The 25,258-nt window shown below is 69.8% G+C and carries 18 protein-coding genes, 1 tRNA gene and 1 pseudogene; 6 read left to right on the plus strand and 14 right to left on the minus strand.

Annotated elements, in window-relative coordinates:
• Positions 1-51 precede the first annotated feature (51 nt).
• The 6 genes from WG209_RS06580 to WG209_RS06605 form a co-directional block, all read right to left on the minus strand.
• A complete protein-coding gene (locus tag WG209_RS06580; protein WP_337174224.1) occupies positions 52-2,994 on the minus strand; it encodes a trypsin-like peptidase domain-containing protein in 2,943 nt (980 codons plus the stop codon).
• A 110-nt stretch (positions 2,995-3,104) separates the two neighbouring features.
• Positions 3,105-4,661 (minus strand): hypothetical protein, encoded by a 1,557-nt coding sequence (locus tag WG209_RS06585; RefSeq protein ID WP_337174225.1) that lies wholly within the window; start codon positions 4,659-4,661, stop codon positions 3,105-3,107.
• Positions 4,658-5,086: a hypothetical protein gene (locus tag WG209_RS06590; protein ID WP_337174226.1), complete on the minus strand. Its 429-nt coding sequence runs from the start codon at positions 5,084-5,086 to the stop codon at positions 4,658-4,660. The genes WG209_RS06585 and WG209_RS06590 overlap by 4 nt, the downstream gene beginning before the upstream one ends.
• 35 nt (positions 5,087-5,121) lie before the next feature.
• Positions 5,122-6,666: a hypothetical protein gene (locus WG209_RS06595; RefSeq protein ID WP_337174227.1), complete on the minus strand. Its 1,545-nt coding sequence runs from the start codon at positions 6,664-6,666 to the stop codon at positions 5,122-5,124.
• Between the two features lie 16 nt (positions 6,667-6,682).
• Positions 6,683-8,050, minus strand: a complete 1,368-nt coding sequence (locus WG209_RS06600; protein WP_337174228.1) for an NADH:flavin oxidoreductase — start codon at positions 8,048-8,050, stop codon at positions 6,683-6,685.
• 765 nt (positions 8,051-8,815) lie between these two features.
• Positions 8,816-11,152, minus strand: coding sequence for a PAS domain S-box protein (locus tag WG209_RS06605; RefSeq protein WP_337174229.1), 2,337 nt, complete (start codon positions 11,150-11,152; stop codon positions 8,816-8,818).
• Positions 11,153-11,625: 473 nt separating this feature from the next.
• Between WG209_RS06605 and mscL the strand changes: the two genes are divergently transcribed.
• Complete coding sequence (gene mscL, locus WG209_RS06610; protein WP_337174230.1) at positions 11,626-12,066, plus strand: large conductance mechanosensitive channel protein MscL; 441 nt, start codon at positions 11,626-11,628, stop codon at positions 12,064-12,066.
• A 226-nt stretch (positions 12,067-12,292) separates the two neighbouring features.
• Here mscL and WG209_RS06615 read toward each other — a convergent pair.
• Positions 12,293-12,379, minus strand: a tRNA-Ser gene (locus WG209_RS06615).
• 14 nt (positions 12,380-12,393) lie between these two features.
• Complete coding sequence (tadA, locus tag WG209_RS06620; RefSeq protein WP_337174231.1) at positions 12,394-12,996, minus strand: tRNA adenosine(34) deaminase TadA; 603 nt, start codon at positions 12,994-12,996, stop codon at positions 12,394-12,396.
• Here tadA and WG209_RS06625 point away from each other — a divergent pair.
• Entirely contained in the window at positions 12,983-13,495 is a 513-nt protein-coding gene (locus tag WG209_RS06625; RefSeq protein ID WP_337174232.1) for an opioid growth factor receptor-related protein, read from the plus strand. The two genes, tadA and WG209_RS06625, sit on opposite strands and share 14 nt — an antisense overlap.
• Before the next feature lie 32 nt (positions 13,496-13,527).
• Here WG209_RS06625 and WG209_RS06630 read toward each other — a convergent pair whose 3' ends face one another.
• The gene (locus tag WG209_RS06630; protein ID WP_337174233.1) at positions 13,528-14,277 is read right to left on the minus strand and encodes an aquaporin; all 750 of its coding nucleotides are present in this window, start codon (positions 14,275-14,277) and stop codon (positions 13,528-13,530) included.
• Positions 14,278-14,608: 331 nt separating this feature from the next.
• On the opposite strand from WG209_RS06630, the gene WG209_RS06635 reads away from it, so the two are divergent.
• The 3 genes from WG209_RS06635 (at position 14,609) to WG209_RS06645 (ending at position 16,551) form a co-directional block, all read left to right on the plus strand.
• Entirely contained in the window at positions 14,609-14,959 is a 351-nt protein-coding gene (locus WG209_RS06635; protein WP_337174234.1) for a hypothetical protein, read from the plus strand.
• 179 nt (positions 14,960-15,138) lie between these two features.
• The gene (locus tag WG209_RS06640) at positions 15,139-16,122 is read left to right on the plus strand and encodes a DUF1559 domain-containing protein (RefSeq protein WP_337174235.1); all 984 of its coding nucleotides are present in this window, start codon (positions 15,139-15,141) and stop codon (positions 16,120-16,122) included.
• 18 nt (positions 16,123-16,140) lie between these two features.
• The gene (locus tag WG209_RS06645; protein WP_337174236.1) at positions 16,141-16,551 is read left to right on the plus strand and encodes a hypothetical protein; all 411 of its coding nucleotides are present in this window, start codon (positions 16,141-16,143) and stop codon (positions 16,549-16,551) included.
• Between the two features lie 253 nt (positions 16,552-16,804).
• On the opposite strand, the gene cysN is transcribed toward WG209_RS06645, so the two are convergent.
• The 5 genes and pseudogenes from cysN to WG209_RS06670 all read right to left on the minus strand — a co-directional run bounded on the left by cysN (position 16,805) and on the right by WG209_RS06670 (position 24,260).
• On the minus strand, positions 16,805-18,742 hold the full coding sequence (gene cysN, locus WG209_RS06650; protein ID WP_337174237.1) for a sulfate adenylyltransferase subunit CysN: 1,938 nt from the start codon (positions 18,740-18,742) through the stop codon (positions 16,805-16,807).
• 2 nt (positions 18,743-18,744) lie between these two features.
• Positions 18,745-19,674: pseudogene (gene cysD, locus WG209_RS06655) on the minus strand (sulfate adenylyltransferase subunit CysD); the annotation flags it as partial.
• A gap of 943 nt (positions 19,675-20,617) precedes the next feature.
• A complete protein-coding gene (gene hslU / locus WG209_RS06660) occupies positions 20,618-21,994 on the minus strand; it encodes an ATP-dependent protease ATPase subunit HslU (RefSeq protein ID WP_337174238.1) in 1,377 nt (458 codons plus the stop codon).
• On the minus strand, positions 21,976-22,524 hold the full coding sequence (hslV, locus tag WG209_RS06665) for an ATP-dependent protease subunit HslV (RefSeq protein WP_337174239.1): 549 nt from the start codon (positions 22,522-22,524) through the stop codon (positions 21,976-21,978). The genes hslU and hslV overlap by 19 nt, the downstream gene beginning before the upstream one ends.
• A gap of 125 nt (positions 22,525-22,649) precedes the next feature.
• Complete coding sequence (locus tag WG209_RS06670; protein WP_337174240.1) at positions 22,650-24,260, minus strand: glycosyltransferase family 39 protein; 1,611 nt, start codon at positions 24,258-24,260, stop codon at positions 22,650-22,652.
• A gap of 688 nt (positions 24,261-24,948) precedes the next feature.
• Here WG209_RS06670 and WG209_RS06675 point away from each other — a divergent pair.
• Positions 24,949-25,191, plus strand: a complete 243-nt coding sequence (locus WG209_RS06675; RefSeq protein WP_337174241.1) for a hypothetical protein — start codon at positions 24,949-24,951, stop codon at positions 25,189-25,191.
• The last annotated feature ends 67 nt before the right edge of the window (positions 25,192-25,258 follow it).

The raw sequence follows: 25,258 nt of genomic DNA on the forward strand, positions 1-25,258 counted from the left end.
GGATGAGCCGGCCGCCAGCGCCCGGGTCATCCGGCGCTGGCGGCGTCGGGGTCAGAACGACGCCTTCACGGCCGACCAGAACAACCAGGCGACGTTCGCGTTGAAGAAATCGCTGTGACCGCCGATGAACGCCGCCGAGGCGCCGCCGTCGACGCTGACGACCTTCCTCGCGAAGGTGTACGGCTGCCGGCTCAGCTGCATCGGCATCAGCCCCGAGTTGGCCCCGTAGGCCCCGACGGCGCCCAGCGCGTCGAACCTCGATACGGCGGCCTCGTCGACTTCCCCCGTCTGGCCGGCGGCCCGCGAGGCGATCGGGTAGAAGTCATTCAGCGCCGAGTCGTTCCGCGAGAAGGTGACGATGACATGCCCGGCGACGCGGCGATCGTCGAGGGCCATCCGATAGGCGCCCGGGACGTTACGCCCCGTGACCCGCTCGGACATCGCCTCGAGGGAGACGGCGCCCTGGATCAGCACGAGCGTGGTGACCGGCCGCGGGAGCCCGAGGTCGCGCTCCGCGACCGCGGCCAGGACGACCTTCGTCCCGAAGCTGTGGCCGAAGAGGTGGATGCGAGCCCCGGGATAGCGGGCCTGGAGCCTGGCCAGCATCACCCGGACCCCGTTGCGGCCCACGAGGCCGGCCCGCCCCTTCATCTGCCAGTAGGTGAAGACCCGCGCCGAGTCCAGCAGCGAGAATCCCCCCTCGGGGCGTGGGTCCGCGAACGGCGCGGGCCCCGACTCCAGCCCTCCCTGGCCCCCGTCCACGTCGTCGACGAATCGGCCTTCGATCGCGTAGCGCCGGAAGATGGCGAACGCCTCGCCACGGTCGTCGGCGGTCGGCTCGGGCAAGGTCAGCAGTTCTTGAATCCGGAGGATGTCGCGGCTGTACTGCGCCTCCGTCGCCTTGCTCCGGGGCATGTTCTCGTACAGGGCCGCGACGATCCGCGGGTCGATGGAACGCCCCGCCGGGCCGCCGGCCCCGGCCTCGAGCACGCCCGCGACGGCCGATTCCTCCCGGTCGTCGTTGATCCAGGCCTTCGACGGCCAGCGGACGCCCAGGACCATCGGGCGATACCCGGCGGGGCGCGAGCCGTCGGCGTCGGCCGCCTGACGGACCAGGGCCATCATCCGGGTGTAGGACGAGAGGGCCTCGGCGGGGCTGTTGTTCCAGCCGTGCGCCAGGATGAAGACGTCGGTCGGCGGCGCGCCGAACCCGTTCAGCATCGCCTCGAACGCCGCCGGATCGACCATCCCCCCCGACTCGTCGAAGGCCACCATCGACGGCGCCGAGGCGCCCGCCTCGTTTGCGGCCGGTTGGCTCGGAGGGGAGACCGCGCCAGCCTCCTCCGCCCGCGGCGGGTCCGATTCGACGGCCGACGAACTCGCTTCGGCCTTCGCCGGCTTGTTAGAGCCTGCCTTCGCCGGCTTGTTCGCGCCCTCCTCGCCCGCCTCCGCCGGCTTGTGCGCGCCCTCCTCGCCCGCCTCCGCCGGCCCGTCGGCCGTCGGCGGGGTGGACAGCACGCCGCCCGTCGCGGGCCGCTCGGGCCGGGTCGCGGGTTGCTCGGGCCGGGTCGGGGGTTGCTCGGGTCGGGTCGGGAGCTGCTCGTAGCCGGGCGTCTCGGGCGGGACCGCCGGCCCGACGACCGGATTGGGGGTCGTCACCACGCCGCTCAACATCGCCGCCACGGCGGGCCTCTCCAGGATCGACCAGATCGTGGCGGCGGTGTTCGCCACCCGGAACTGGCCGTTGAAATGCAGGCCGACCACCTCGCCCGTCGAGAAGTCGCAGAGGGGCGAGCCGGAACTCCCGCCGAGCGTCTGGCAATCGTGGAGCAGGGGGCCGTCCACGCTGCTCCCGTCCATGAGATAGCCGAAGGAGATCCGCTTGACGTCGAAGACGTCCTGATAGATCTGACGCTCCTCCTCGGTCTGGAAGTAGTTGGACTTCTGGGGATAGCCGACCACGTAGACCGTCCGCTTGTCGAGCCGGTCGCGGAGGGCGTCCCTGTCTTGCGTAGTCGCGAGCGGCAGGGGCGGGGGGATCGCGTCGCCGGCGGCGTTCCTCGCCTGGACCTGGAGCAGCGCGACGTCGGGATTCTGGCTATCCTCGACGTAGAGGATGCCGGTGACGTCGAACGCCCGGCTCCCCTCGGCGCAGCCGGGCTGGAACCGGCCGAAGTCGATCGTGGGCCGGACCGGGGTGCCGTCCACGCCGGTGGAGATCGCCCACCCGCTCGGCGCGCCCGAGGCCCGCGAGGCGAAGAAGAGCGCGACGTGGCGATTCGTCGCCACCACCCCCGGGGCCATCACCCAGCCCGTCCCGATCTGGATCTCGGTCCCCCCTTGCCGGACCGAGATCGCCCCCGTCGATCGCAACGTCCTCGCCAGGCGATCGGACGCCTTCTCCACGGGCTCCTGCCAGACGCCGACCCGATCGTTCAGGGCGACTCCGCAGACGAGCACCGACGGGTGGGTCATCCAGTCGAGGACGACAGCCGCCTCCTCGGTCGGCTCGCCGCCGAGGACCAGCGCGAACGCCCGCGCCTCGGGGACCGCGCGGCCGACCCGCCGGACCGCGGCGGCGTTGACCGCCTGCTTGACCGGGTGGGGCGCCAGCCGGGCCAGGTCGCGGGAGAGGGCCTCCACGTCGCGGGGGAGGGCGGCCTCCTCGTCCGATTCGGCCGCGGGGGCGGCGGCCATGGCGGTGGGCGCGTCGAGCATCCCGCGCGACCGGAACGTGAAGGGGGAGACGGCTTCGGTCAGGCGGGCCACGGGAGCGGCCCCGTCCTCCGCGCGGGCGTCCGGCCGCACCGACTCGACGAGCGCCGCCCGCGCCGCCTCGAAGTCCTCGGGCCCCTGGATCGCCTTGACGAATCGCGGTCCCAGGTCCTCCGGGCCGCTCGCCGGCTGGGCGCCGGCGCGGGGGTTCGAGAGCAACGGGAGCAACATCGCCAGGGAGGCCGCTTTCAAGGCTCGCCGCATCCGCCTGCTGCTCATCGTCGGCTCCTCGATCGCTTCGGCGTGGTTGAAGGGTGGGAGGGCCCGCCCTGTCGGCACCCGCCCCGCCGCCTTCCCCGCGGCGCGGGGCGTCGGGCGGCGGGACCGATTCATAGCGACTTGAGATACTCCACCAGGTCGTCCTTCTCCGCGTCGGACAGGTCCACCCCCCAGAGGTGGCCGCCGTTGCCGTTGCCCTTGATCGGGTTGCCCGATTCGTCCGCCACGGCGAAGAGGAAGAAGGGGCGGCCGTCGTTGTCCGGCGAGGCGGGGACGTCGCTGACCCAGCCCGCCTTGATCGGGTCATACACGTCGTACCCTCGGTAGAACGATTTGGGCCGCTTCTCGACCGGCTCGAACAGGTCCCGGAGCGTGGGGACCGAGCCGTTGTGCAGGTAGGGGGCGCGGATCCAGATGCCGCCCAGCTCGTGCGCGACGTAGCCGTTGCCCTTGCCGGGGGCGTTGGTCCCGACGAACTTCGAGAAATCCCAGTGGTAGCGGTCGGCGTAAGAGTTGTACCGATCGGCGTCGGCCTGCCCCCAGAGCTTGTGCCGCTCGGGATCGGTGCCCACCTCCTCCAGCGGGACGACCTTGTTGGTCAACTCGCCCCCCGGCGAGTGGCAGCGGGCGCAGTCGGCCTTACGATAGGCCTCGGCCCCCCGGCCGATCGCCTCCTCGTCGCGCCTGTACGGCGATCCGGGGTCGTCCTCGTACGGGAACGCGGGCGTCGGGAGTGCCAGGATGATCCGCTCCAGCCGCTTCATCGCCGGGTAGTCGAGATCCTTCAGCGCCGTGCCGTCGCCGAGCGCCCCGCTGATGACGACCTCCTCCAGCGAGCTTGTCAGGCCGTCCCAGTGCAGCGGCCCGCCGTCGCGGCCCTTGAGCCCGAAGAGGGGCTGCATGTCGGAATTCCCCACCGTGTCGTAACGAGAGACGCCGTCGTTGTCCTGGTGGTAGTCGGCCCCGAGGGTGCCGAACTTGACCGGGTTGAAGGGGTCGATCCGCCCGTTGCCCCAATCGGGCCGGCTGTCCTGCCACGCGTTGATCCTCCCCTGCTCCAGCAGGGCGTCCCGGGTTCGCGGTATCAAGACGTACCGATACAGGATCTTGTCGATCGCCGAGAGCGGGACGAAGTACTCGATCTCCGGGAGGATCACGTCCGCGTTGAACCGATCGTCGCGCGCGCAGGCCGTCAGGAAGCGCAGGTAGGCCTGCGGGCTGAACTGGTGGGCCGGGGCGCCGGGGTAGATGGTCGGGGTCTCCTGGCCCTGCTTGCGGAAGGAGCCGGTGTGGCAGGCGGCGCAGTTGTGCGCGATCCTCGGGAAGCCGACCGTCATCTTCGTGAAGCCGACCGGGGCCTCGTGGCCGGGCTCCCAGAGCATCCCCAGCGAGGCGTACCCGCCGTTGCCGGGGAGGTGCTCCGGGAAGACGCGCGGCAGGACCATCCAGATGTAGTAGGGGACGCCCGCCGCCGGGACGTTGCCGATCGAGCCGTACTTGTAGTTCTCCAGGTCGTCGTCGTAGCGCGGCGTCACCGTCCTGAAGAACCGGTACCACGCGAACCCGCCGATCAGGCCCACGATCAGCAGGGTCGTCAGGGCCAGGGCCCATCGGGTGGGGAACGGGCGCTCGGGGCGGACGATCAGGGGCTTCGGTTCCTCGCTCATGGTCGGGCCTCGGCGGGATACGCGCTCGGGAGGGCCGGGGGGACGACCTCCGGCCGCCCGCGTAGGGTCAGGTAGAGCAGGGGGGCCTGGATCAGCAGCATGACCAGGTCGAGATAGCCGAAGGCCGGGTAGCGATCCGGCCAGAGGACCAAAAAGAACACCACCCCGGCCAGCCTCGCCAGCACGGACATGATCGCCGTCGCGCGGTAGCGGTCGGGGTCGACGGCCCCGGGGATGTAGAAGCACGACAGCAGCGCCAGCAGCAGCGCGGCGAACGCCGGCCAGACCGGGGTCTCCAGCGCCAACGGCAGGCCGCCCAGCGAGAGGACCGCGTTCGGGAGGAAGATCGCGGGCAGGGCGAGGGACCAGTTCGCGAGGATCCCCAGCCAGATCGCCCGCCGGAACCAAGCATGAGGCCCATTCATCGCCAGGCTTCCTTCCCGCGTCGCGCGCGCGAGGGTCAGAGGGTCTTGAGGTATTCGAGGAGGGCCGCCTTGTCGGCCTCGGGCAGGTCGGTCCCGTAGGCGGGGCCCTCGTGCCCGGCGTTGGAGTCTCCCAGCCTGGTCGCGTCGAACTCGGGGAACGTCACGCCCCCGCGCCCGGCCCGCTCCCACGAGAAGCCCAGGGCGTCCTGGTCGTAGACATCGTCGCCGACGTGGAAGCGCCCCGGGCGCTCGGCGGCGGGGGAGAGGAGGTGCCGCAGCGTGGGCACCGACCCGTTGTGCAGGTAGGGGGCTCGGGCCCAGATCCCGTCCAGCGGCTGGTTCGCGTAGCCGCCCGTCTTGCGGAACGCATGGAACCGCCAGTCCTGGTCGACCCCGAGCGAGTACTGGTTGTTCATGAAGTCGACGGTGTAGGACTTCAGCCGCTCGGGGTCGGTCCCGATCTCCCCGATCGGCACGACCGTCCCGACGCGACGCCCCTGGAAATCCTCCTCGGGCAGGCCGTGGCAGTCCGCGCAATAACGGCGATAGATCGGCGCGCCCCGCTCGGCGAGGCCCGCGTCGAACTTCCAGCCCTCCGGCCACTTCGGCGGCGGGAGGGTCCACAACCACGCCTCGATCCGGGCCAGCCGGGCCAGGTCGATCGAGGTCGGGCTCGCCCCGGCGCCGATCCCCGCGCTGATGTTGCGCTCGTGGACCGACGTGTTGTTGCCGTCCCAGTGCAGTTGCATCCCCCCGCGGATCTTCTGGTTCCAGATGGAGGGCAGGTCCGTGTTGCCCGGTCGCAACTTCTCGGGGTCGCGGTAGCCGAACTGGATCAGCTTGTAAGGCGTGAACGTGTCGATCCGACCGACCCCGGAGGGATGCTCGAACAGCCGCTCGGCGCGGCCGCCGACCGCCAGCAGGCGCTCGCGCGTGCGGGGGATCGCGACCGATCGATAGGCCAGCCTCTCGATCGGGTCGAGGCTCGCCCGCCGGTCGATCGCGGCCATCAGGTTGTCCGTCGTGAACCGGGGATCGCGGGCGCACCGGATCAGGAATCCGAAGTACGAGAGGAGGTCCAGCCGATGCGCCGGCATCCCCAGCGTGACCCGAGGCTCCTCCGATTCGGAGCCGCGGTAGACCGAGACGTGGCACGAGGCGCAGTTCAGGCCGACCAGCTCGACGCGCCCCACGGTCCTCCGACGCGAGAAGCCGACGGGCGTGTCGTGAAGCGGCCTCCCCTCCGCGTCGCGCTCGACCACGAACCCCAGCGCCTCGTAGCCGGACAGGCCGTTCCGGGGCAGGTGCTCCGGGAACATCTCCGGCAGGACCTTCCAGATCCAGTACGGGACGCCGTTGCCCTGCTCCGAGCCGATCGACCCGTACTTGAACTGGTCCTCGACTCGTGTGTAGTCCCGGGGGACGTCCGCCAGATACCGCCAGTAGACGAACATCGCCAGGGCGGCGACCGCCAGGAAGGCGAGGAACGCCCGGCGGCGCCGACGGTCGCGGATGTGTCGCTCCACGGGCGTCGGGGGGTCCATCTCCCACCGGGGCAGCGGATGGCGGGGAAGCGGCATGGTCGGGCGCTCCGGCTCAGAGGTTCGCCGCCTCGTGGGGCGACGGGTGGAACACCGACATCACCTCGTCCATCATCGCGTCGTAGTCGTGGGCGTAGCGCGACAGCTCGTAGCACCCAAGGGGGTTGGCCAGGGCGTTCAACAGGCACTTGTTGCAGAATGTGCAGGGCCGGGGCGGTTGGTCGAGCCCCGCCTCCCAGTGCTTGGGAAGGTCGTTGTTGGCGATCAGCGGCCGGGCGATCGTCACGCCGTCGGCGATCCCCTCCCGGATCACCCGCGCGGCCAGGGACGCCCTCTGGATGCCCCCGTTGAGGAGGACCGGGATCGACACATGGGCCTTGATCTCGGCGCAATGCGCCGCGTTGATCCCCTCGATGATCGGCCCGCGACGCCGCCGCCACCACCAGCGGAACAGGCGCGGCGCGATCCCCAGCCGGGCCGAGAAGACCCGCTGGTTGAAGCCGCCCCGGACCCCCGAGTACAGCATCCGCCCGTAGACCTCGGAGGCCACGTCGATCGGGAAGTCGCCGGCCGGGCTCCTCGGGTGGGGGAAGATGCTCCCCGTGGAGACGTGAAGCGCGTCCACCCCGTCCTCCTCGAGCCACTGGCAGACCCGCACGGAGTCTTCCAGGACGTTCCCCTTCTTCTCCCAGGGGTAGATCGCGTTGTTGTAGTCCACCGCCGAGATCTTGCACTGGAGGTGGAAGTGGCCGTCGGTGTGGGCCCGGATCGAGCGGACGATCTCGCGGAGCAGCCGCGCCCGGTTCTCCAGGGGCCCGCCGTACTCGTCGGTCCGGTCGTTGATCCCCGACGAGAGGAACTGGTTGATCAGGTAGCCGTGGGACGAATGGGTCTCCACGCCGTCCAGGCCCGCCCGCTGCGCCCGGCGCGCCGCCAGGCCGAACTGCTCGACGACCTCGTCGATCTCCCCCTTGGTCATGCTCCGGCAGAGCAGCCCATGGAAGGTGTCCATGTCGCTCGTCGAGCTCAGGGCGACGCGATAGCGGTTCTCCACCCCGGGTACGTCCTGCTGCCGGCCGGAGTGGCTGAGCTGGATGATGAACTTGCAGCCGTGCGCGTGGACCCGGTCGGCGACGGCCCCCCAGAACGGGATGGTCGAGTCGTCGTGGATCATCGCGTAGCTAGGGAGGATCCGCCCGCGGCGGGCCACCGGCACGAACGAGGAGATGATCGCGCCGACCCCGCCCCTCGCGAACTTCTCCTCCCAGTTGATCCGCGCGTACCCGCCCGTGCCGTCGTAGGAGTCGAACGACCCCGAGATGCTCGACCGGAAGATGCGGTTCTTCACCGTGAGGCCCGATCGCGGGAAGGCGAGCGGCTCGCCGATCGAATCCCACGCCGAGCGGCCGTCGCCGTCCGTCATCAATCGTCCTCCGTTAGAGGCGACCGAACCCCGCGTCGGGGAAGCGAACAGGATGCGATTCGACGGGGAGGGGCCCCCGCCCGGGCGGGCTGGATCCGGAGAGGCGCGCGGACGGGGCCCGACCCGGCCGCATGATATTGCCATCAATTCACATCCAATTGCGTGTAATCGTCAAACGCCAGAGCACGCGAGCCGGGGCACTTGTTGGGGACCGCCTCGCCCCGGCTGGCCGGATTCCGATGTCGACGGCCGATGGCCGACGGGCGTCTCGAAGGACGGGAGCCCGGACGGCCCACGGGACGAATCGCCCGGGTCCGCGCCGTAAAACGAGTTGACGAACAAGCTCGCGACGCGGAGGACGCAAGCCAGCCAAAACAGACAATTAACAAACACAATAGCATAAACCGGGAGCCAACCAACCCCTTCCAGGAGCCAATCGACTCCGAAACCATCTGAACGGCATTATTGAACAGCCGACCAAGTAAAGCAAGAGAAAAACCCTATGCACATGGGAAATATCCGCGCATGTTGGGATTCCATGGATGTCGAATCGCAAGGTGGGGTGGAGGGCCCACCCATGCCACGAGGGCGAAGTGGGGCAGGTGGCGGGACCGGGCCGCGGCGGTCGCCGGCCGATCCGGGACCGGGGCCTCGTGTCGAGAACGGCCGAAGGTCGGCGCCGTGGCGCGCCTCCGCGCCACCGGCGGGGGGGCGGGGAGGACCGGCGATCGCGGGCCCGGGCCCCCTCCGCCTCGACGCGGCCCGTCAAGGGCGTTGGAAGGTCGCGATGAGGTCGAGGAGAGTGTCGAACTTCACCGGCTTCACCAGGTGGTGGTCGAATCCGGCCGCCTCCGAGCGATCGCGGGCCCGCTCCTCCCCGTAGCCGGAGACGGCGACCAGGACCGCCCCCTCGCACCAGCCCTCCTGGCGGAGCCTCGTGGCGAGTTCGTAGCCGTCCATGCCGGGGAGGCCGATGTCCAGGAGCATGATCTCGGGCCGATACTCGCGGGCGACCTCCAGGGCCTCGACGCCGTCATGGGCGACCCGGACGTCGTGGCCGGAGATCTCGAGGAGCTTCGCCATCCCCTGCGCCGTGTCCGCGTTGTCGTCGACCACGAGGACGCGGAAGCCCCGGGCCCCCGAGGCCGCCGCGTCCCCCCCGCCGGCGGGCCGGGCGCGGGCCCCGACGGCGGCGGGCAGCCGGACGACGAACTCGCTCCCCTTGCCGTCCCCGTCGCTCGTCGCCGTGACGGTCCCGCCGTGAAGCTCCGCGAGCGACCGGACGAGCGTCAGGCCGATGCCAAGCCCCCCCTCCGATCGGTCGAGCGATCGGTCGGCCTGGATGAAGAGGTCGAAGACCTTCGGGAGCAGATCCGCGGGGATGCCGAGCCCGTTGTCCCGCACCCGAAAGACCACCTCGCCCCCCTCGGCCCCGGCGCTGAGCTCGATTCGGCCCCCGGACGGCGTGTACTTGGCGGCGTTCGTCAAAAGATTCACGAGGATCTGCTCAAGGCGCGTCGAGTCGGCCTCGAGCCGCAGCTCGGTCGACGTGACACAGGACTGGAACTCATGCTTCCGAGCGGCGAGGATGGGCCTCACGGCCTCGATGGCGTGGCGAACGACCGGGACGGCGTCGATGAGCTCCTTGTTGACCTGGACCTTCCCCTCGGTGATGCGGGCCACGTCCAGCAGGTCCTTGATGAGATGGGAGAAGTTGGCGACCTGCCGGGCGGTGACGTCCCGGCTCCACTGGAGATCCTCCTTGGACCCCGTGCGGGCGGAGACCTCGATGGCGTTCCGCACCGCGGCGAGCGGATTCCTCAACTCGTGGGCGAGCATCGCCAGGAACTGGTTCTTGTGGCGGTCGGCCTCCTCCAACTGCTCCGTCCGCTTCCGCAAGGCGTCCTGGAGGTGCCGCTCCTCGGTCTTGTCGCGGATGATCTTCAGGAAGCCTCGCAGCTCGTCGGCGTCGTCCCGGAGCGGCATCACGAGCCCCTGCGCCCAGAACAGCTCGCCCCCCTTCTTCAGGTGCCAGCGCTCGTCGAGGGCCCGGCCCTCCCTCGCCGCGATCCGCATCTCCTCGTCCGCCTGGCGGTCCCGGAGGTCTTCGGGCGTGAAGATGATCCGGAAGTTCTCGCCGAGGATCTCCTCCTCGGTGTAGCCCAGCATCTCCCGCGCCCCGGTGTTCCAGCTCGTGATCACCCCGTCCGTGTCGAAGGTGAAGATGGCGAAGCCGACGGCCCCCTCGACGATGACCCGGTACCGTTCTCGGTTGTCGGCGAATTCGACGCCCGACCGCCAGGTCGGGGTGGCGTCCTCGATCGCCAGGAGGATCAGCTCCGTCCCGTCGCCGGGACGACGGACCTTGCGGCCGTTGAGGAGCATCCGCCGCCGGCCGATGCCTTCGAATTCGTGCGTGACCTCGAAGTCGCGAAAGGTGTCATCCTTCGGTAGGACGTCCTCGAGGGCCGACCGTAGCTCCGGGATGTCCCACTGGCCGTTGCCCAGCTCGTAGACGAGGCGACCCTCGGTCGCCTCGCGGGTCACCCCGAAGTCCCGGTAGAACGAGCAGTTGGCCGACCGGACCCGGAGGTCGGCGTCGAGGACGAGGAGCGGATCCCGGACGGTGTCGATGATGCTCTCGGCGTACTCAAGGGCTTCCCGCACGGCCCGTTCTCGATCCCGCTGCTCGCCGATGTCGCGGAAGACCATCACCACGCCGATCGGCTCGCCGGCCGCGTCGCGGACCGGGGCGGCGCTGTCGTCGATGGGCCGCCGGGTCCCATCCCTGGCCACGAGCAGCGTGTGGTTGGCCATGCCGCGGACGAGGCCCGTCTCGATGACCTGCCGGATGGGCTGCTTGACGGCCTGGCCCGTCTCCTCGCTGATGATGCGGAAGACTTCTTCCACCGGCCGGCCGTAGGCCTCCGCCGCGACCCATCCGGTCAGCGACTCGGCCACGGGGTTCATATAAATGACGCGGCCCTCGAGATCGGTCGTCAGGACCGCGTCGCCGATGGCCGAGAGGGTGACCTGATACCAGGCCGCGGCCGAGGGGCCGGACAAGCTCGCCTCGTGCTGTTTCTCCGCGGGGTTAGTCATGAACGCGTTCTCCGACCGCGGACGGGGCCGAGGATCAACGAGGAATTCGCGGTACTCGATCGTCCAGTATATATGCGGTGAACCTTCGCCGGCGACATGGCCGGGGTTAGGGCGGTCCTCGACCTGGAGCGATACAAAAACCTCCGTATCGCTCGATCGCCGGGCCGCTATATGCTAATGCGGAGCCAATTCGGGAAACCGGACGAAATCGGAAGCGAGGACGGCCCCGAGGCGAACCGCCCGGCCGCCGGAAGATGTCTTACGGACACGAGTTGGAGTTGCGACGAGACACCCCGGATCCGCGCCCGAATCGCCGCCGAGCCGCGCGACCCAGCCACTCCGCGACCGTCGCGTGGCGGACGCGAGCGGTTTCCACGCGGCTCGGCCTTCGAATTGCAAAACGCAACGGGAACGGACCGACGCTCAGCCCGTCAGGCGGCGGGGAGACGGCCCCTTGAGGGAGGACCCGTGGCGTGGACCTATCCGACAAGGTCGCGAGGCTCGACCCGAAGACAAGGGCGTTCTCGCTCTTCGACGAGTTCAAGAACTTCGCCTTCAAGGGCAATGTCATCGACCTGGCCGTGGGCGTCATCATCGGCGCCGCCTTCGGCAAGATCATCGACTCGCTCGTCAAGCACATCATCATGCCGCTCGTCGGCGTCCTGATCCCCGGCCAGGGGAGCTACGTCGATTGGAAGTGGACGATCCGCGGCCAGGAAGTCCCCTACGGCCTCTTCCTGGGCGAGGTCGTCAACTTCCTGATCGTGGCGATGGCCCTGTTCATCTTCATCGTCAAGCTGCTCGGCTGGATCATGAGGACCCGGAAGGAAGAGGCGGCCGCCCCGCCCCCTCCCACGAAAGACCAGGAGCTGCTGATGGAGATCCGAGACCTCCTGAAGGCCGGTCGCGCCTGACCGGGCGAACCAGCCTCCGCCTTCGCATGACGTCGGGATCCCCGATGAGGCCACGCGCCGACCGGGTCGGCCCCGAGCCTTGTCGAGATTCCCCGCCGGGAATCCACGGCAATCGGTCCGAGCGGTTCGGAGACGGCCCCGAGGGAGCCGACCGCTCGGAAAACGACGCAACCCCCTTCGAAGAAGGGGGTTGTCCTCGAACTGCCGGGGTTCCCGGCGATGTCAGCGGAGGAGGTGGGATTCGAACCCACGGTAGGCTTGCACCTACTCCGGTTTTCGAGACCGGCCCTTTCAACCACTCAGGCACCCCTCCGGTGTCGTGGCTGGTCAGGGTATTTTAGCCGATGATCGCCGGCTCTGGAAGAACAGACTCAGGATTTCGCCGCAATCGCGGGCGAGCACGCCGGATGTGGCGGCGACGCGGTGATTGAGGCGGCGATCGTCGGTCAATCGGTAGAGGCTCCGGCAGGCGCCGGCCTTGGGGTCGGCCACGCCGTAGACCAGGCGGGCCAGCCGGGCGTGGACGATCGCCCCGGCGCACATCACGCAGGGCTCCAGCGTCACGTAGAGCGAGCAGTCGTCCAGGCGCCAGCGGCCCAGGGCGCGACCGGCCGCGGTCAGGGCGAGCCGCTCGGCGTGGGCCGTCGGGTCGTGCAGCGTCTCGCGGAGGTTGAACGCCCGCGCGATCACCTCACCGTCCCGCGCGACGACCGCGCCGACGGGGACCTCGCCCATCGCGGCGGCCTCGCGCGCCGCCTCCAACGCCAGCGCCATCATCCGCCCGTCGAGATCCTCCCCGCTCGCCATCCTCGTCCCCCCTGGCCGGCCGCGTCGCGCGTCGTTCCAATAGAGGCGGAGCGCCGCCTCGGCCCCGTCGGGGCCGTCGGGTCGGGCCTCGGGCCGGGAGGACGCCGCCATGTCGCGACTCATCGAATTCTATCGCGGGACCGGGGAGGATTCCGAGGGGCGCAAGCTCGCGGACCTCTGGGCGTTCGGCGACGACGAGATGGAATTCCATCACGACTTCATCCAGTGGATGTTCCCGCTGGAGGAGCCGAGCCGATTCAACTTCCGCGCCCCGACGCTCTCCGAGGACGACATCCGCGCGTTCCGCGACGACCCCGCGTTGCGCGAGAACCTGGAGCGGTCGTTCGACCGATTCCTCGCGTTCCTCGGCCTGGCGCGGGAGGGCGGGAAGGTCGTCCCCGGCGCCGATTTCGAGGCCAAGCGCGAGATCTTCCTCTCGCCCGACCACAACTGGCTGCGGATCACCCGCGTCCTGACGAGCCTCCGTATCCTGGGCTTGCCGGAGGCGTCCAGGGCGCTTTACGACGCCCTGGTGGGCCTGATGCGGGACGGCCGGGCCCGGATCACCCCGGAGACCCGGAGGTACTGGCGGGACGCCGCCCCCCCGGAAGGGGCCGGCTGACTCCCTCGGCCCGGCCTGGCGGGGTGCCGAGGTCAGGCGGCGACCGCGCGGTCTCCGCCCATGTCCAGGGCCTGGAAGACCAGGGCGGCGACCGCGCCGCCGAGGAAGTCGGCCGCCAGCGGGATCCAGACGTTCGCGACGTCGCCCAGCCCCATCATCACGGCTCCGACGGCCACGGCCGGGTTGAAGGCGCCGCCGGAGACCGGGCCGGCCGCGAACGCGCCGACCACCACCGTGAAGCCGATCGCCAGCCCGTAGAACGAATTGCCCGCCGTCCCCCTGGCCGTCGCGGTGGTCAGGACGACGTAGACAAGCGCGAAGGTGAACAGGAACTCCACCAGGAGTTTCGCCGCCACCGTGTACTCGGCCGGGGGCGGCCCCGCCGCCGCGCCCCCTCCCGTCGCCGATCCCTTGATGAACTGCACGGCCATCGCGGCGACGACGCCGCCGGCGAACTGGGACACCCAGTAGGGGATCGCCTCGGCGAGCGGCAGCTTGCCGCGGAGCAGGGCTCCCAGCGAGACGGCCGGGTTGTAATGCCCGCCCGAGTAATATCCGCCCGCGTAGACCATGATCATCAGCGAGGCGCCGATGGCCAGGGGCGCGAGCGCCGCGGCGTCGGGCGACTTCACGGTCATGCCCACCGTGAAGACCAGGAAGAAGGTCCCGATGAACTCAACCACGAGCTTCCCGGCCAGCATGAGCCTGCCCCCTTGTGCCCGGTGACGCGCGACGGCGCGGACGTACCGGCTCGCGGCGTCGAGCCCGGCGGCCGCGGCCATCTCGACGAAAGCTCGGGCCGCCTCGGGCCCCGGGGAATCCCGGGCGACGGAGGACGAGCTTCCAAGCCGGAGCCGAGACGGAAATCTCGCAACAACTCTTTATCGCAACCGGACAACCATTGTCAATTAGGCAAGTAATTTTTCCTTGCCGCGACAATTGGCATGGGATCCGTCGCTGACCTTGCCGAAGCCGACTTCGAGCTTCCGACCGAGATCCCGGGCGAAGGCGGCGAAAAGCTTCGAACAATCGCTTCATCCGGAATCACCGTCGTGGTATAAGGGAAGTTGTGGGGAATCCCCCTTCCGCCGGAATCGGCTCACCGGACCCGCCATGCGATCGCTCCGCTCGCTACTGCTGGTCGCCTTCGTGGCCTGTCACGCCGCCGTGACAATGGCCGGGCCGTCGCTCCACGACCTGCTCGGGAACGATCACGGCGCGTCGTGGGGTCATGCCGCGCCCGGGCACGGGTCGAAGGCCGTCGGCCACGACGGCGACGACTGCACGGCTTGCCATCACCTGTCGCTGGTCCTTTACAACCCGCGCTCCGTCGGCACCTACTCGGCCCCTCGGGTCGAGCGCGTCACCCGGCCCCTCCAGGCCCAACTCCCTCCCCTCGAATTCCGGACGGTCGCGCCATCGCGCGCACCGCCCGCGCCCGCCCCTCATCTCCCCATCGCCTGAGGCCACGCGCCAGGTCGTCGCGTATTCGCGCGCCCGATGCGAAGGCCCTCCATCCCCATCATCGGATCGCGAGGCGACGCCCTGCGCGGCTCGCCCACGACACGCCCCGGCGTGCCGCCCCGTCGCGCCCCGATCGACACACATCATCCGATCCCGATCCCGCACGCCTGGAGGTTCCCGTGCCGCATACCGCTCATACCCGGCCCAGGGCCGGCTTCACGCTCATCGAATTGCTCGTCGTCATCGCGATCATCGCCGTGCTCATCGCGCTCTTGCTACCGGCCGTCCAGTCGGCCCGCGAGGCCGCCCGTCGCGCCCAGTGCACCAACAACCTGAAGCAGATCGGGCTGGCGATGCACGGTTATCACGACGCGCAGGGGAGCTTCCCCTCGGGTTACCTGACTCTCCGCGGGGGCAACCCGATCATGGGCGCGCCCGACCCGGATACCCGCGACGCCGGCCCCGGCTGGGCCTGGGGCGCGCTCCTGCTCCCGTTCATGGAGCAGACGCCGCTTTACTCCGCGCTCAACGTGAACCTGCCGAGCCACCACGTCTCCAACGTGACCGGCGCGCGGGCCTCGGTGGCGACGTACCTCTGCCCGTCGGTGAGCGAGCCCACCAAGGTCTACGACGTGAAGGACGAGGGGGGGGCGACGCTGGCGACGTTCAGCCGGTCGCATTACGCGGCGAACTCCGGCCGGGCGGAGGGCTGGGCGTTCACGATCGACGACTGGTCGCCGATCGCGGACGGGCCGATCTATCGCAACAGCCGGATCGGCGTCTCCGCGGTGACCGACGGCCTGTCGAACACCGTGTTCGTCGGCGAGCACTCGGCCACCCTCAGCGACTTCACCTGGGTCGGGGTCGTCCCCGGCGCCGTGAGCTGCCCGACGCGGCGGTTCGCCTTCGCCCACTGCGAGCCCTCCGCGACGCAGGCGCTGGTGCATAGCGGCCCGAACCCCGACGACGACCCGCCGATGATCCACCCGCCGAACTCGCGGATGGCGAAGGTCTGCGCCATGTACGCCGAGCACCCCGGCGGGTGCAATGTCCTGATGGGTGACGGCTCGGTCCGATTCGCCTCCTCGAACATCGGCCAGCTCGTCTGGGCGGCGCTGGCGACTCGCGCCGGCGGCGAGGTCATCGGCGCCGACCAGTTCTGACCAAGGGGAGCGAACGTCATGCAACGCCGATTTCCTCGGCCGCGGGCGATCCTCGCCTCCCCGCTGGTCGCCTGCGCGATCCTCGCGGCCTCGGGCTGCGGGGGGACCCAGGTGTCCGGCGAGAACCGCGACCTGGTCGTCTCGCTGGCGACCGCCACCAGCACCCGCGAGCCGAAATGGCTCGACAAGAGCGCGGCGCTCGTCGAGGAGCGTCGCGCCTCCGGGAAGTGCTCCGACGCCGAGTACGCCGCCTTCCAGGAGATCATCGCCAAGGGACGATCCGGCGACTGGGACGCCGCGCGGGACGCCGCCTACGCGCTCCGCGACGCCCAGCAACCCACCGCCGACGACCTCAAGCACCTGGAGGAAGGGAAGCTCGAACACCGGCCCAAGCCCCCCCCGAAGCCGGGGCGGGCGGGAAGGGCGTAGGAGCGAGTGACAGCGCCGCTTCGGCGACGTTATCCAAAACGGACTTCCCCCCCGGTGGGGGAAGACAGACCGCGAAGCGGTCAGATGAGGGGGGCTCGCCCGCGGGGTTCCGGATTTCGGGACCCCGGCCCTGGCCGACGCCCGTGGGAAAGCCCCCGCGATCTCCGCCAGCCGTCTCGCTCGTCCCCCCCTCATCCGGCCCTTCGGGCCACCTTCCCCCACCGGGGGGGAAGGCCGTTATCATGGCGAACGATCAAGCCCGCGGGGTCAGGAACCCCCTGGCCTTCATCAGCTCGACGATCCGGTCGACGCTCTCCTCGACGCTGACCTGGTCGGTCTGGAGCACGAGGTCGGGGGACTTCGGCTCCTCGAAGGCGGCGGTGACGCCGGGCATCTGGGCGATCTTACCCTCGTCGGCCAGGCGGTAGGCGCCGCTCTGGTCGCGCTTCCGCATCACCTCCATGGGGGCGGTGCAGTAGATCTCCAGGACGCGGTCGCGGCCGATCAGGTCCTTGGCCCGCTCGCGGACGGTCTCGTGCGGGGCGACGAAGGCCCCGATGGTGACGAGGCCGGCGTCGTTCATCAGCTTCGCGACCTCGGCCGAACGCCTGAGGTTCTCGGAGCGGTCGTCGGCCGTGAAGCCCAGGTCGCGGTTGAGGCCCTGGCGCATGTTCTGGCCGTAGAGGACCGCCACCGTCCGCCCCTCGTCCCAGAGCCGGCGCTCCAGGGCGTAGGCGATCCGGCTCTTGCCGCAGCCGGTCAGGCCGACCAGCAGGATCGTCGCCGGGACCTGGCCGAGGCGCTCCTCGCGCTCGGCGGGGGCGACCAGGCTCTCGCGCGACTTCAGCCGCGCCACCGGCTCCGCGCCCCAGACGTCGCCGGGGGGGCGGCCCCCTTCCAGGATCATCCCGGCGCCGACCGTGTTGTTCGTGATCCTGTCGATCAGGATGAACGCCCCGGTGGCCCGGTTGACGCGGTAGGGGTCGCAGGCCAGGGCCTGGGTCAGGGTGAGCTGGAGGTGGCCGACCTCGTTCAGCTCCAGCCGGGTGATCGGCCGGTGCTCCAGCGTGTTGACGTCGACGCCGTAGCGGAACGAGGCCACCTCCGCGGAGACCTGCCGCGTCGTCTGCTTCAGCGTGTAGGGCCGGCCGGGGACGAGCGGCTGCTCGGCCATCCAGACCACCATCGCCTCCAGCTCGTTGCTCACCGACGGCGGCTGGTCGGGGTGGACCAGCATGTCGCCGCGGCTGACGTCGATCTCGTCCTCCAGCGTGACGGTCACGGCCTGGGGGGCGAAGGCCTCGTCCAGCTCGCCGTCGTAGGTCACGATCGACTTCACCCGGCTCCGCTTGCCCGAGGGGATCGCCGTGACCTCGTCCCCCTTGCGGAGGATGCCGGACGCGACCGTGCCGGCGAAGCCGCGGAAGTCCAGGTTGGGCCGGATGACGTACTGGACCGGGAACCGCAGCTCGGCCATGTTCCGGTCGCTGGCGATGTGCACCGTCTCCAGGTGGTCCAGGAGCGCGGGGCCCTGATACCACGGCATCGCCTCGCTCCGGGTGGCGACGTTGTCCCCCTTCAGGGCCGACATCGGGATGAACGCCACGTCCGGGATGTCCAGCTTGGCGACGAACCCGGTGTAGTCCTCGCGGATCCGCTCGAAGACCTCCTCGGAGTAGCCGACGAGGTCCATCTTGTTCACCGCCACCACCACGCGGCGGATCCCCAGCAGCGAGACGATGAACGAGTGCCGCCGCGTCTGGGTCATGACGCCGTGGCGGGCGTCGATGAGGATGACGGCGAGCTGGCAGGTCGACGCGCCGGTGGCCATGTTGCGCGTGTACTGCTCGTGCCCCGGCGTGTCGGCGATGATGAACTTGCGGCGGTCGGTCGAGAAGTAGCGATAGGCCACGTCGATCGTGATGCCCTGCTCGCGCTCGGCCTTCAGGCCGTCGGTCAGCAGGGCCAGGTCGACCTCCCCCGCGCCGGTCGTGCCGACCTTCTCGCTGTCGCGCCTGACCGCGGCGAGCTGGTCCTCGTAGATCGTCTTCGTGTCGTGCAAGAGGCGGCCGATGAGGGTGCTCTTGCCGTCGTCGACGCTGCCGCAGGTCAGCAGGCGCAGCAGCTCCTTCTTCTGGTGGCGCGCGAGGTAGGAGTGGATGTCTTCCCGGCTCAGGTCAACGACTTGCATCTTTAGAAGTACCCCTCGCGCTTCTTCTGCTCCATCGACCCGGACTCGTCGTGGTCGATCACCCGGCCCTGGCGCTCGGAGTTCCTCGCCACCAGCATCTCCTCGATGATCTCCGGGAGGGTCGTGGCGTCGCTCTCGATCGCCCCCGTGAGCGGGTAGCAGCCCAGCGTGCGGAACCGCACCCGCTTCATCATCGGCTTCTCGCCGGGGAGCAGCCGCATCCGGTCGTCGTCCACCATGATGAGCGTGCCGTCCCGCTCGACGACCGGGCGGACGTCGGCGAAGTAGAGGGGCACGATCGGGATGTTCTCCAGGTGGACGTACTGCCAGACGTCCAGCTCGGTCCAGTTGCTCAGGGGGAAGGCGCGGATGCTCTCCCCCTTGTTGACCTTGCCGTTGTAGAGGTCCCACAGCTCCGGCCGCTGGTTCTTGGGATCCCACTGGTGCAGGCGGTCGCGGAAGCTGTAGACGCGCTCCTTGGCGCGGCTCTTCTCCTCGTCTCGCCTCGCCCCGCCGAAGGCGGCGTCGAACTGGTAATGGTTGAGCGCCTGCTTCAGCCCCGCCGTCTTCATCACGTCGGTGTGCTTCTTCGACCCGTGGTCGAAGGGGTTGATGTTCTGGGCCACGCCGTCCGGGTTGATCCAGATCTTCAGGTCGAGCCCCTGCTCGCGACAGAAACGGTCGCGGAACTCGATCATCGCCCGGAACTTCCAGGTGGTGTCGACGTGCAGGAGCGGGAACGGGAGCCGGCCCGGATGGAACGCCTTCTGCGCCAGCCGCAGCATGACGGCCGAGTCCTTGCCGATGGAATAGAGCATCACCGGCCGCTCGAACTCCGCGGCCACCTCGCGGATGATGTGGATGCTCTCCGCCTCAAGGACCTTCAGGTGGGTCAGGTTGTAACTGCCGCTGCTCATCCGTCCTCCCAATGATACGTTTTCCGCCGTCGATTATAGGGAATACCCTCGGCGCCTGGGTAGGGGGCTCTCCAACCCGGACCTGGCGACGATTTCGGAAAGTTTCCCGGATTTCCGATTTCGAACCGCGATTCGTCGCGCACTCCATGCTGAGGGATCATGCGATCCTCGGCTCCTTGACAACACGCACGCGGATTCAGGGCGACCCGGCGGCCCGATCGGCGAGGTCACGCGCCAGGTGGTCGCGGGACATTACTCCCTTATCGAGCAGGCAAAGGGCTTTCCTCTCCCGTCGGGAGATGGTGTCCCAAAGGGACGGACGGGAGTCGTCGGATCTCGGAGATGTCGCGGCGTGAACCGTCTTCCCCCCTCGCGGGGGAGGACAGACCGCGAAGCGGTCAGGAGAGGGGGACGTCGAGCATGGGGACCTCGGGATTACGGAAGCCCGCCCGACCGGCCGTGCTTCCCGGCGGCCGACTCGCCTGGTCCCCCCGTCCTCCCCGCGAGGGGGAAGGCCGTCATGATGGTCATCCGAAGAGCGACGCTACCGCCGCTGTCGCGGCTACCGTCTCCCGGCGGGAGAGGGGGGCGAAAATGACCGCGACGCGCCCTCGAAAACGACGAACGAAGCCAACGGTCATTGGACGCAAACTTCCATCGGACAAGACTTAATCGCGAATCCTGGGAAGACCGCCGATGACGAACGAACCCACATGGGTCCACGACGCGGCCACCCTCAATCGCGAGGGCACCGCGGACGAGGCCCTCGTCCCGACGACGCCCATGAGGACGGGGGACCAGACGCCCGCCACGCGACGGAAAACCACTTCGAACACGACGAACGAAGCCAACCGGACTTTGCCGTAAATCCTATTAGCTAAAAGCCTAACGCCGACCTCGGGCTTCACCGCGATTGACGAACGAAGCCAACCGGACCCAGGGGTTCGGCGGCCGACGATCAGAGGATGTAGCGGCTGAGGTCCTCGTCCCTGGCGACATCCTCCAGGCGGGCGCGGACCAGGGCGGCGTCGACGGTGACTCGTTGGCCCTGCTTCTCGGGGGCGTCGAAGCTGACATCGTCCAGGACGCGCTCCAGGATGGTGTGGAGGCGACGGGCGCCGATGTTCTGGGTGGAGCGGTTCACCTGGAACGCCAGGTCGGCCATCGCCTCGATGGCGTCGTCGGTGAACTCCACCTGGACGCCCTCGGTGGCGAGGAGGGCCTCGTACTGGCGCAGGAGCGAGGCGCGAGGCTCGCGGAGGATGCGGGCGAAGTCGTCGCGGGCCAGGTCGTGCATCTCGACGCGGATCGGGAACCGGCCTTGCAGCTCGGGCATGAGGTCCGAGGGCTTGGAGCGGTGGAAGGCGCCGGCGGCGACGAACAGGACGTGGTCGGTCTTCACCGGCCCGTGCTTGGTGTTGACCGTCGTCCCCTCGACGATCGGCAGCAGGTCGCGCTGGACCCCCTGGCGGGAGACGTCGGGCCCGCGCGAGCCGCCGTCGTCGCCGGCCACCTTGTCGATCTCGTCGATGAAGACGATGCCGGATTCCTGGGCCAGCTCGACGGCCGCCCGGTTCACCTTCTCGGGGTCGAGCATGGAGTCGACCTCCTGCTGGAGCAGGATCGGCCGGGCCTCGCGGACGGTGAGGCGTCGCGACGAGGTGGGCCTGGGCATGATCTTCTCGAACATGCCCTGGATGTCCATCTCCATCTGTTCCATGTTGCCCGCGCCCAGGATCGAGACCGGGGCGGCGGCGCGGCCGGGGACGGTGATCTCGACCTCGCGGTCCTCCAGCTCCCCGGCGGCCAGGCGGGCGCGGAGCTTGTCGCGCGACCGCGCCCGACGCTCGGCCGCCTCGTCGGCCGCGCCGGGGGGCGGGGTCGGCTCCCACGGCGAGGGGGCGGGGGAGGGGGACGCCGGCAGGAGCAGGTCGAGCAGCCGGTCCTCGACGCGGGCCTCGGCCTGCTCCTGGACGCGCTTCCGCTCGACCTCGCGGACGAGGAGGATGGCCGCCTCGACCAGGTCGCGGATCAGGCTCTCCACGTCGCGGCCGTAGTATCCGACCTCGGTGTACTTGGTCGCCTCCGTCTTCACGAAGGGCGCGCCGACGAGGGTCGCCAGCCGGCGGGCGATCTCGGTCTTGCCGACGCCCGTCGGGCCGATCAGGAGGATGTTCTTCGGCGTCACCTGGGCGCGCAGCTCGTCCGAGAGCCGCCGCCGCCGCCATCGGTTCCGAAGCGCGATCGCCACGGCGCGCTTGGCGTCGGCCTGGCCGACGATGTCGCGGTCCAGCTCGGCGACGATCTGGCGCGGCGTCAGCTCGTGCTCTGGCACGGGAGTTCCTCCACCGTCAGGTTCGTGTTCGTGTAGATGTCGATCCCCCCGGCGATGGCCAGCGACTCGCGGACGATCTCGGCGGCGGAGAGGTTCGAGTGGCCGATCAGCGCCCGCGCCGCGGCCAGGGCGAAGCCGCCGCCGGAGCCGGTCGCGAGGATGCCGTCGGTCGGCTGGATCACGTCGCCGGAGCCGGTGAGCATCAGGCTGTGCCGGGCGTCGACGACCAGCAGCACCGCCTCCAGCCGGCGCAGGGCCCGATCGGTCCGCCAGAGCTTCGCCAGCTCGATCGCCGCGCGGGGGACGTTCTCGGGATGGTCCTTCAGCTTGGCCTCGAACCGCTCGAGGAGCGCGAAGCCGTCCGCGGCCGAGCCCGCGAAGCCGACGACAACCTTGCCATCCAGCAGCTTGCGGATCTTCACCGCGTCGGCCTTCATGACCTGGGTCCCCAGCGTCACCTGGCCGTCGCCGCCGATCGCGACCTTCCCCCCTTTGCGCACCGAGAGGATCGTCGTCGCATGCCACTTCACGGGTCCGCCTCCTGGAGTTCCGAGCCCATCGCCCTCGCCCTGGGCCATCGGACGGCCCGAGGCGCGGCGATCGCCGCGAACCCCGAGGATAAGGGATCGACCCGCCCCCTGTCACGCCGGGCGGATCAGCGCCGGACGACCCCGCGATGCTCGCCGACGCGCGGGGGCTCCTCGCCGGCCGGGCCGTACCAGTCCAGGGATCGGTGGTTCGGGAGCATCGGCGGAGGGGCATAGGCGAACGGGAAGGCGATCCGCTGGTCGTTCAGCCGGAAGATTCGCACCCGCCGGATCGGCTTGCCGCCGCGCGTGACCTCGAAGTCGTCGAGGGCCTCAACTCCGTGGAACCAGTACTCGTAGAAGCCGAAGGGGGTGTAGTCGTTATTGATCATGACCATGACCCCGTCGCGGCCGATCCAGTCGGCCGGGTCGCTCCAGAACGCGAAGCCCCGGGCGTCCGAGAGGTTGTAGCAGAGGACCGGCCGTCGCAGCCTCGTCGCGTGGGCGAGGTGGGCGCTCTGATACCAGTTGCGGGTGAACAGGAACGTCCGGGGGTCGTCCAGGACGCCGAGCCGATCGAGCCTCTCGGCCACCTGGTCCCAGCCGTGGGCGTCGGCCGTCGGGTCGGTCCTGGCGGTCAGCGGGCCGAAGCCGTCGCCGTCGGGTCCGCGCTGGAGCCAGCCCCGGTGGTACTGGCCGATCGCCAGCGCAAGCAGCCCGACCGAGAACGCCGAGGCCAGCGCGACCCGCCGCCGAGTCCGGCCGGGGTTGGCCCGGGCGCGATCGGCCATCGCCTTCCCGAGCGCGGGGAAGAGGGGGAGGACGCCCACCAACCCCCAGTGCGGCAGCACCGGCCGGAAGCAGGCGACCGCCGTGAACGCGGCCAGCGGCGCGACGCTCAGGCAGAGGGCCAGGCGGCCCCGCTCGCCGGCGTCGCGCCAGCCGCGGACAAGCCGCCAGCCGACGACCATCAGCGGCAGCCAGATCCACGGGAACAGGTAGGCCGCCTGGGCGCCGATCGCGGCCAGGAGGAAGTCGGGCCTGGGGGTCAGGCCGCCGATCGCCCGCCCTCCCTGGAACGCGAACGACGCCCAGCCGTTCTGGGCGTTCCAGGCGATCACCGGGCTGAAGATCAGCAGCCCCGCCGCGACCGCAAGCCACGGCCCCGGCCTGAGCAGCAGCCGCCGGCGCTCCGGGCGGAGCAGGAGATAGAGGACGGTCCCGGCGGGGAGGAAGATCGCGTGATACTTGGCGCACATCGCCAGGCCCCACGCCAGCCCGACCGCCAGCCAGTTCCGCGCCCGGTCGGGGCGCTCCAGGGCCAGGTCGATCCGGTCGAGGGTCAGCAGCCAGAAAAAGAGCAGGGGGCCGTCGGGCAGGGCGAACGTACCGACCGCCAGGCCGTAATAACCGGATAGGCAGAGCGCCAGCGCGGCGAAGAAGCCGGCGGCCTCCCCGTGCCAGCGTCGCGCGATCCGGGCCATGAGCCAGGTCGAGCCGGCGGCGAGCGCGACGAACCCCAGGCGGAGCCCCATCACCGAGAACGGCCCCGTCAGCATGAGGCCCATCCGCTCCACCCAGGCGACCATCGGCGGGTGGTCGAAGTAGCTGGCCGCGGGGTGGATCGCGTAGAGGAAGTGGTAGGCCTCGTCGTTGCCGAGCCCGAGCGAGCCGGCGGCCGCGAGCCGGAGCGACGTGGAGACCGCGATCAGCGCGGCCAGGGCGATCCTGTAGTTCATGAGCCTCCTCGCTCCTCCTCGACGGCGACGACCACGCGCCAGGTTCGTCATACCCGGCGACGCCCCGGGAGGCGAGGCCAATCCGCCCGCCGACGAGGCGGCCGTCGCACGGAAATTCGGCAGGATTTGCAATCGCGGGATAGGATGAAACGGATTCGCCCGGACGACGATCATCCCATTGAAGACGCGACGAGGAGGCCCGACGAGGTGATCGGGCGACGTCGAGTCACGCCCAAGCCCAGAGGACGTCCTTCCTTGCGGAGCCCCGACGTGCGTGGTCGGCGGAAACCCGCCCGGACGCCGAGGAGTAGCCCGGCGCGCCGCCGTCAAGATCATCGCGATTCGGTCCCGGTTTTGCTCTGGCCAAAACCATCGCCCGGGGGAATCCTGGAGAATCGAGGGGGGCGCCGCTTGGCACGCGGGGGAAGTGGGTTACATTTGGGTTAAGGGGAAGCACCCCGGCTCGGGAAGGAAGTCGCGAACTCGGACGGCCTTCCCAGCGTCTGTAAGAATGAAGGGTTCGGAGGAGATCGGTTAAGGGCCGTCGAACGCCGCGCGTCGAGCTTCTTGAGTCCCGCGACGATCCCCGATGGGGAGCTCGAACGACGACGGATGAGCGAGATTGGTTCCCGGCGGCAACATCAAGACGCAGGTCGAAGGGACCTGAGACATAGAAACGAGGATCGCCATGACCGCGAAACTGGCCGACACGCAGCTCTGGCAGCACAACCTGATCTCCCTGATCCGCTCGGGGCTGTTCCTCCGGGCCGAGACCAGGTTGTCCCACGGCCTGTCCACGGTCGTCGGCGTCTACTCGGACGAGACCGTCTCGGCCCCGCTCGCGAAATACGCCGATCCCAGGCGCGCCGAGGACGCCGCCAATATCGTGAACCGCCTGGCCTCGGTCACCCCGCTCGTCGAGGCGAACTGACCGGCCGCGACGATCCACACCACTGTATTCACGAGAGGCCGCCGCCCCGACGATCCGGGGCGGCGGC

Source organism: Paludisphaera sp. (assembly GCF_037189885.1).
Classification (GTDB): domain Bacteria; phylum Planctomycetota; class Planctomycetia; order Isosphaerales; family Isosphaeraceae; genus Paludisphaera.

What these genes read in the sequence shown, in the direction of transcription:
- WG209_RS06580 (WP_337174224.1), bottom strand. Translation starts at nt 2,994, where the DNA reads ATGAGCAGCAGGCGGATGCGGCGAGCCTTGAAAGCGGCCTCCCTGGCG.
- WG209_RS06585 (WP_337174225.1), bottom strand. Translation starts at nt 4,661, where the DNA reads ATGAGCGAGGAACCGAAGCCCCTGATCGTCCGCCCCGAGCGCCCGTTC.
- WG209_RS06590 (WP_337174226.1), bottom strand. Translation starts at nt 5,086, where the DNA reads ATGAATGGGCCTCATGCTTGGTTCCGGCGGGCGATCTGGCTGGGGATC.
- WG209_RS06595 (WP_337174227.1), bottom strand. Translation starts at nt 6,666, where the DNA reads ATGCCGCTTCCCCGCCATCCGCTGCCCCGGTGGGAGATGGACCCCCCG.
- WG209_RS06600 (WP_337174228.1), bottom strand. Translation starts at nt 8,050, where the DNA reads ATGACGGACGGCGACGGCCGCTCGGCGTGGGATTCGATCGGCGAGCCG.
- WG209_RS06605 (WP_337174229.1), bottom strand. Translation starts at nt 11,152, where the DNA reads ATGACTAACCCCGCGGAGAAACAGCACGAGGCGAGCTTGTCCGGCCCC.
- WG209_RS06625 (WP_337174232.1), top strand. Translation starts at nt 12,983, where the DNA reads ATGTCGCGACTCATCGAATTCTATCGCGGGACCGGGGAGGATTCCGAG.
- tadA (WP_337174231.1), bottom strand. Translation starts at nt 12,996, where the DNA reads ATGAGTCGCGACATGGCGGCGTCCTCCCGGCCCGAGGCCCGACCCGAC.
- WG209_RS06630 (WP_337174233.1), bottom strand. Translation starts at nt 14,277, where the DNA reads ATGGCCGCGGCCGCCGGGCTCGACGCCGCGAGCCGGTACGTCCGCGCC.
- WG209_RS06635 (WP_337174234.1), top strand. Translation starts at nt 14,609, where the DNA reads ATGCGATCGCTCCGCTCGCTACTGCTGGTCGCCTTCGTGGCCTGTCAC.
- WG209_RS06645 (WP_337174236.1), top strand. Translation starts at nt 16,141, where the DNA reads ATGCAACGCCGATTTCCTCGGCCGCGGGCGATCCTCGCCTCCCCGCTG.
- cysN (WP_337174237.1), bottom strand. Translation starts at nt 18,742, where the DNA reads ATGCAAGTCGTTGACCTGAGCCGGGAAGACATCCACTCCTACCTCGCG.
- WG209_RS06670 (WP_337174240.1), bottom strand. Translation starts at nt 24,260, where the DNA reads ATGAACTACAGGATCGCCCTGGCCGCGCTGATCGCGGTCTCCACGTCG.
- WG209_RS06675 (WP_337174241.1), top strand. Translation starts at nt 24,949, where the DNA reads ATGACCGCGAAACTGGCCGACACGCAGCTCTGGCAGCACAACCTGATC.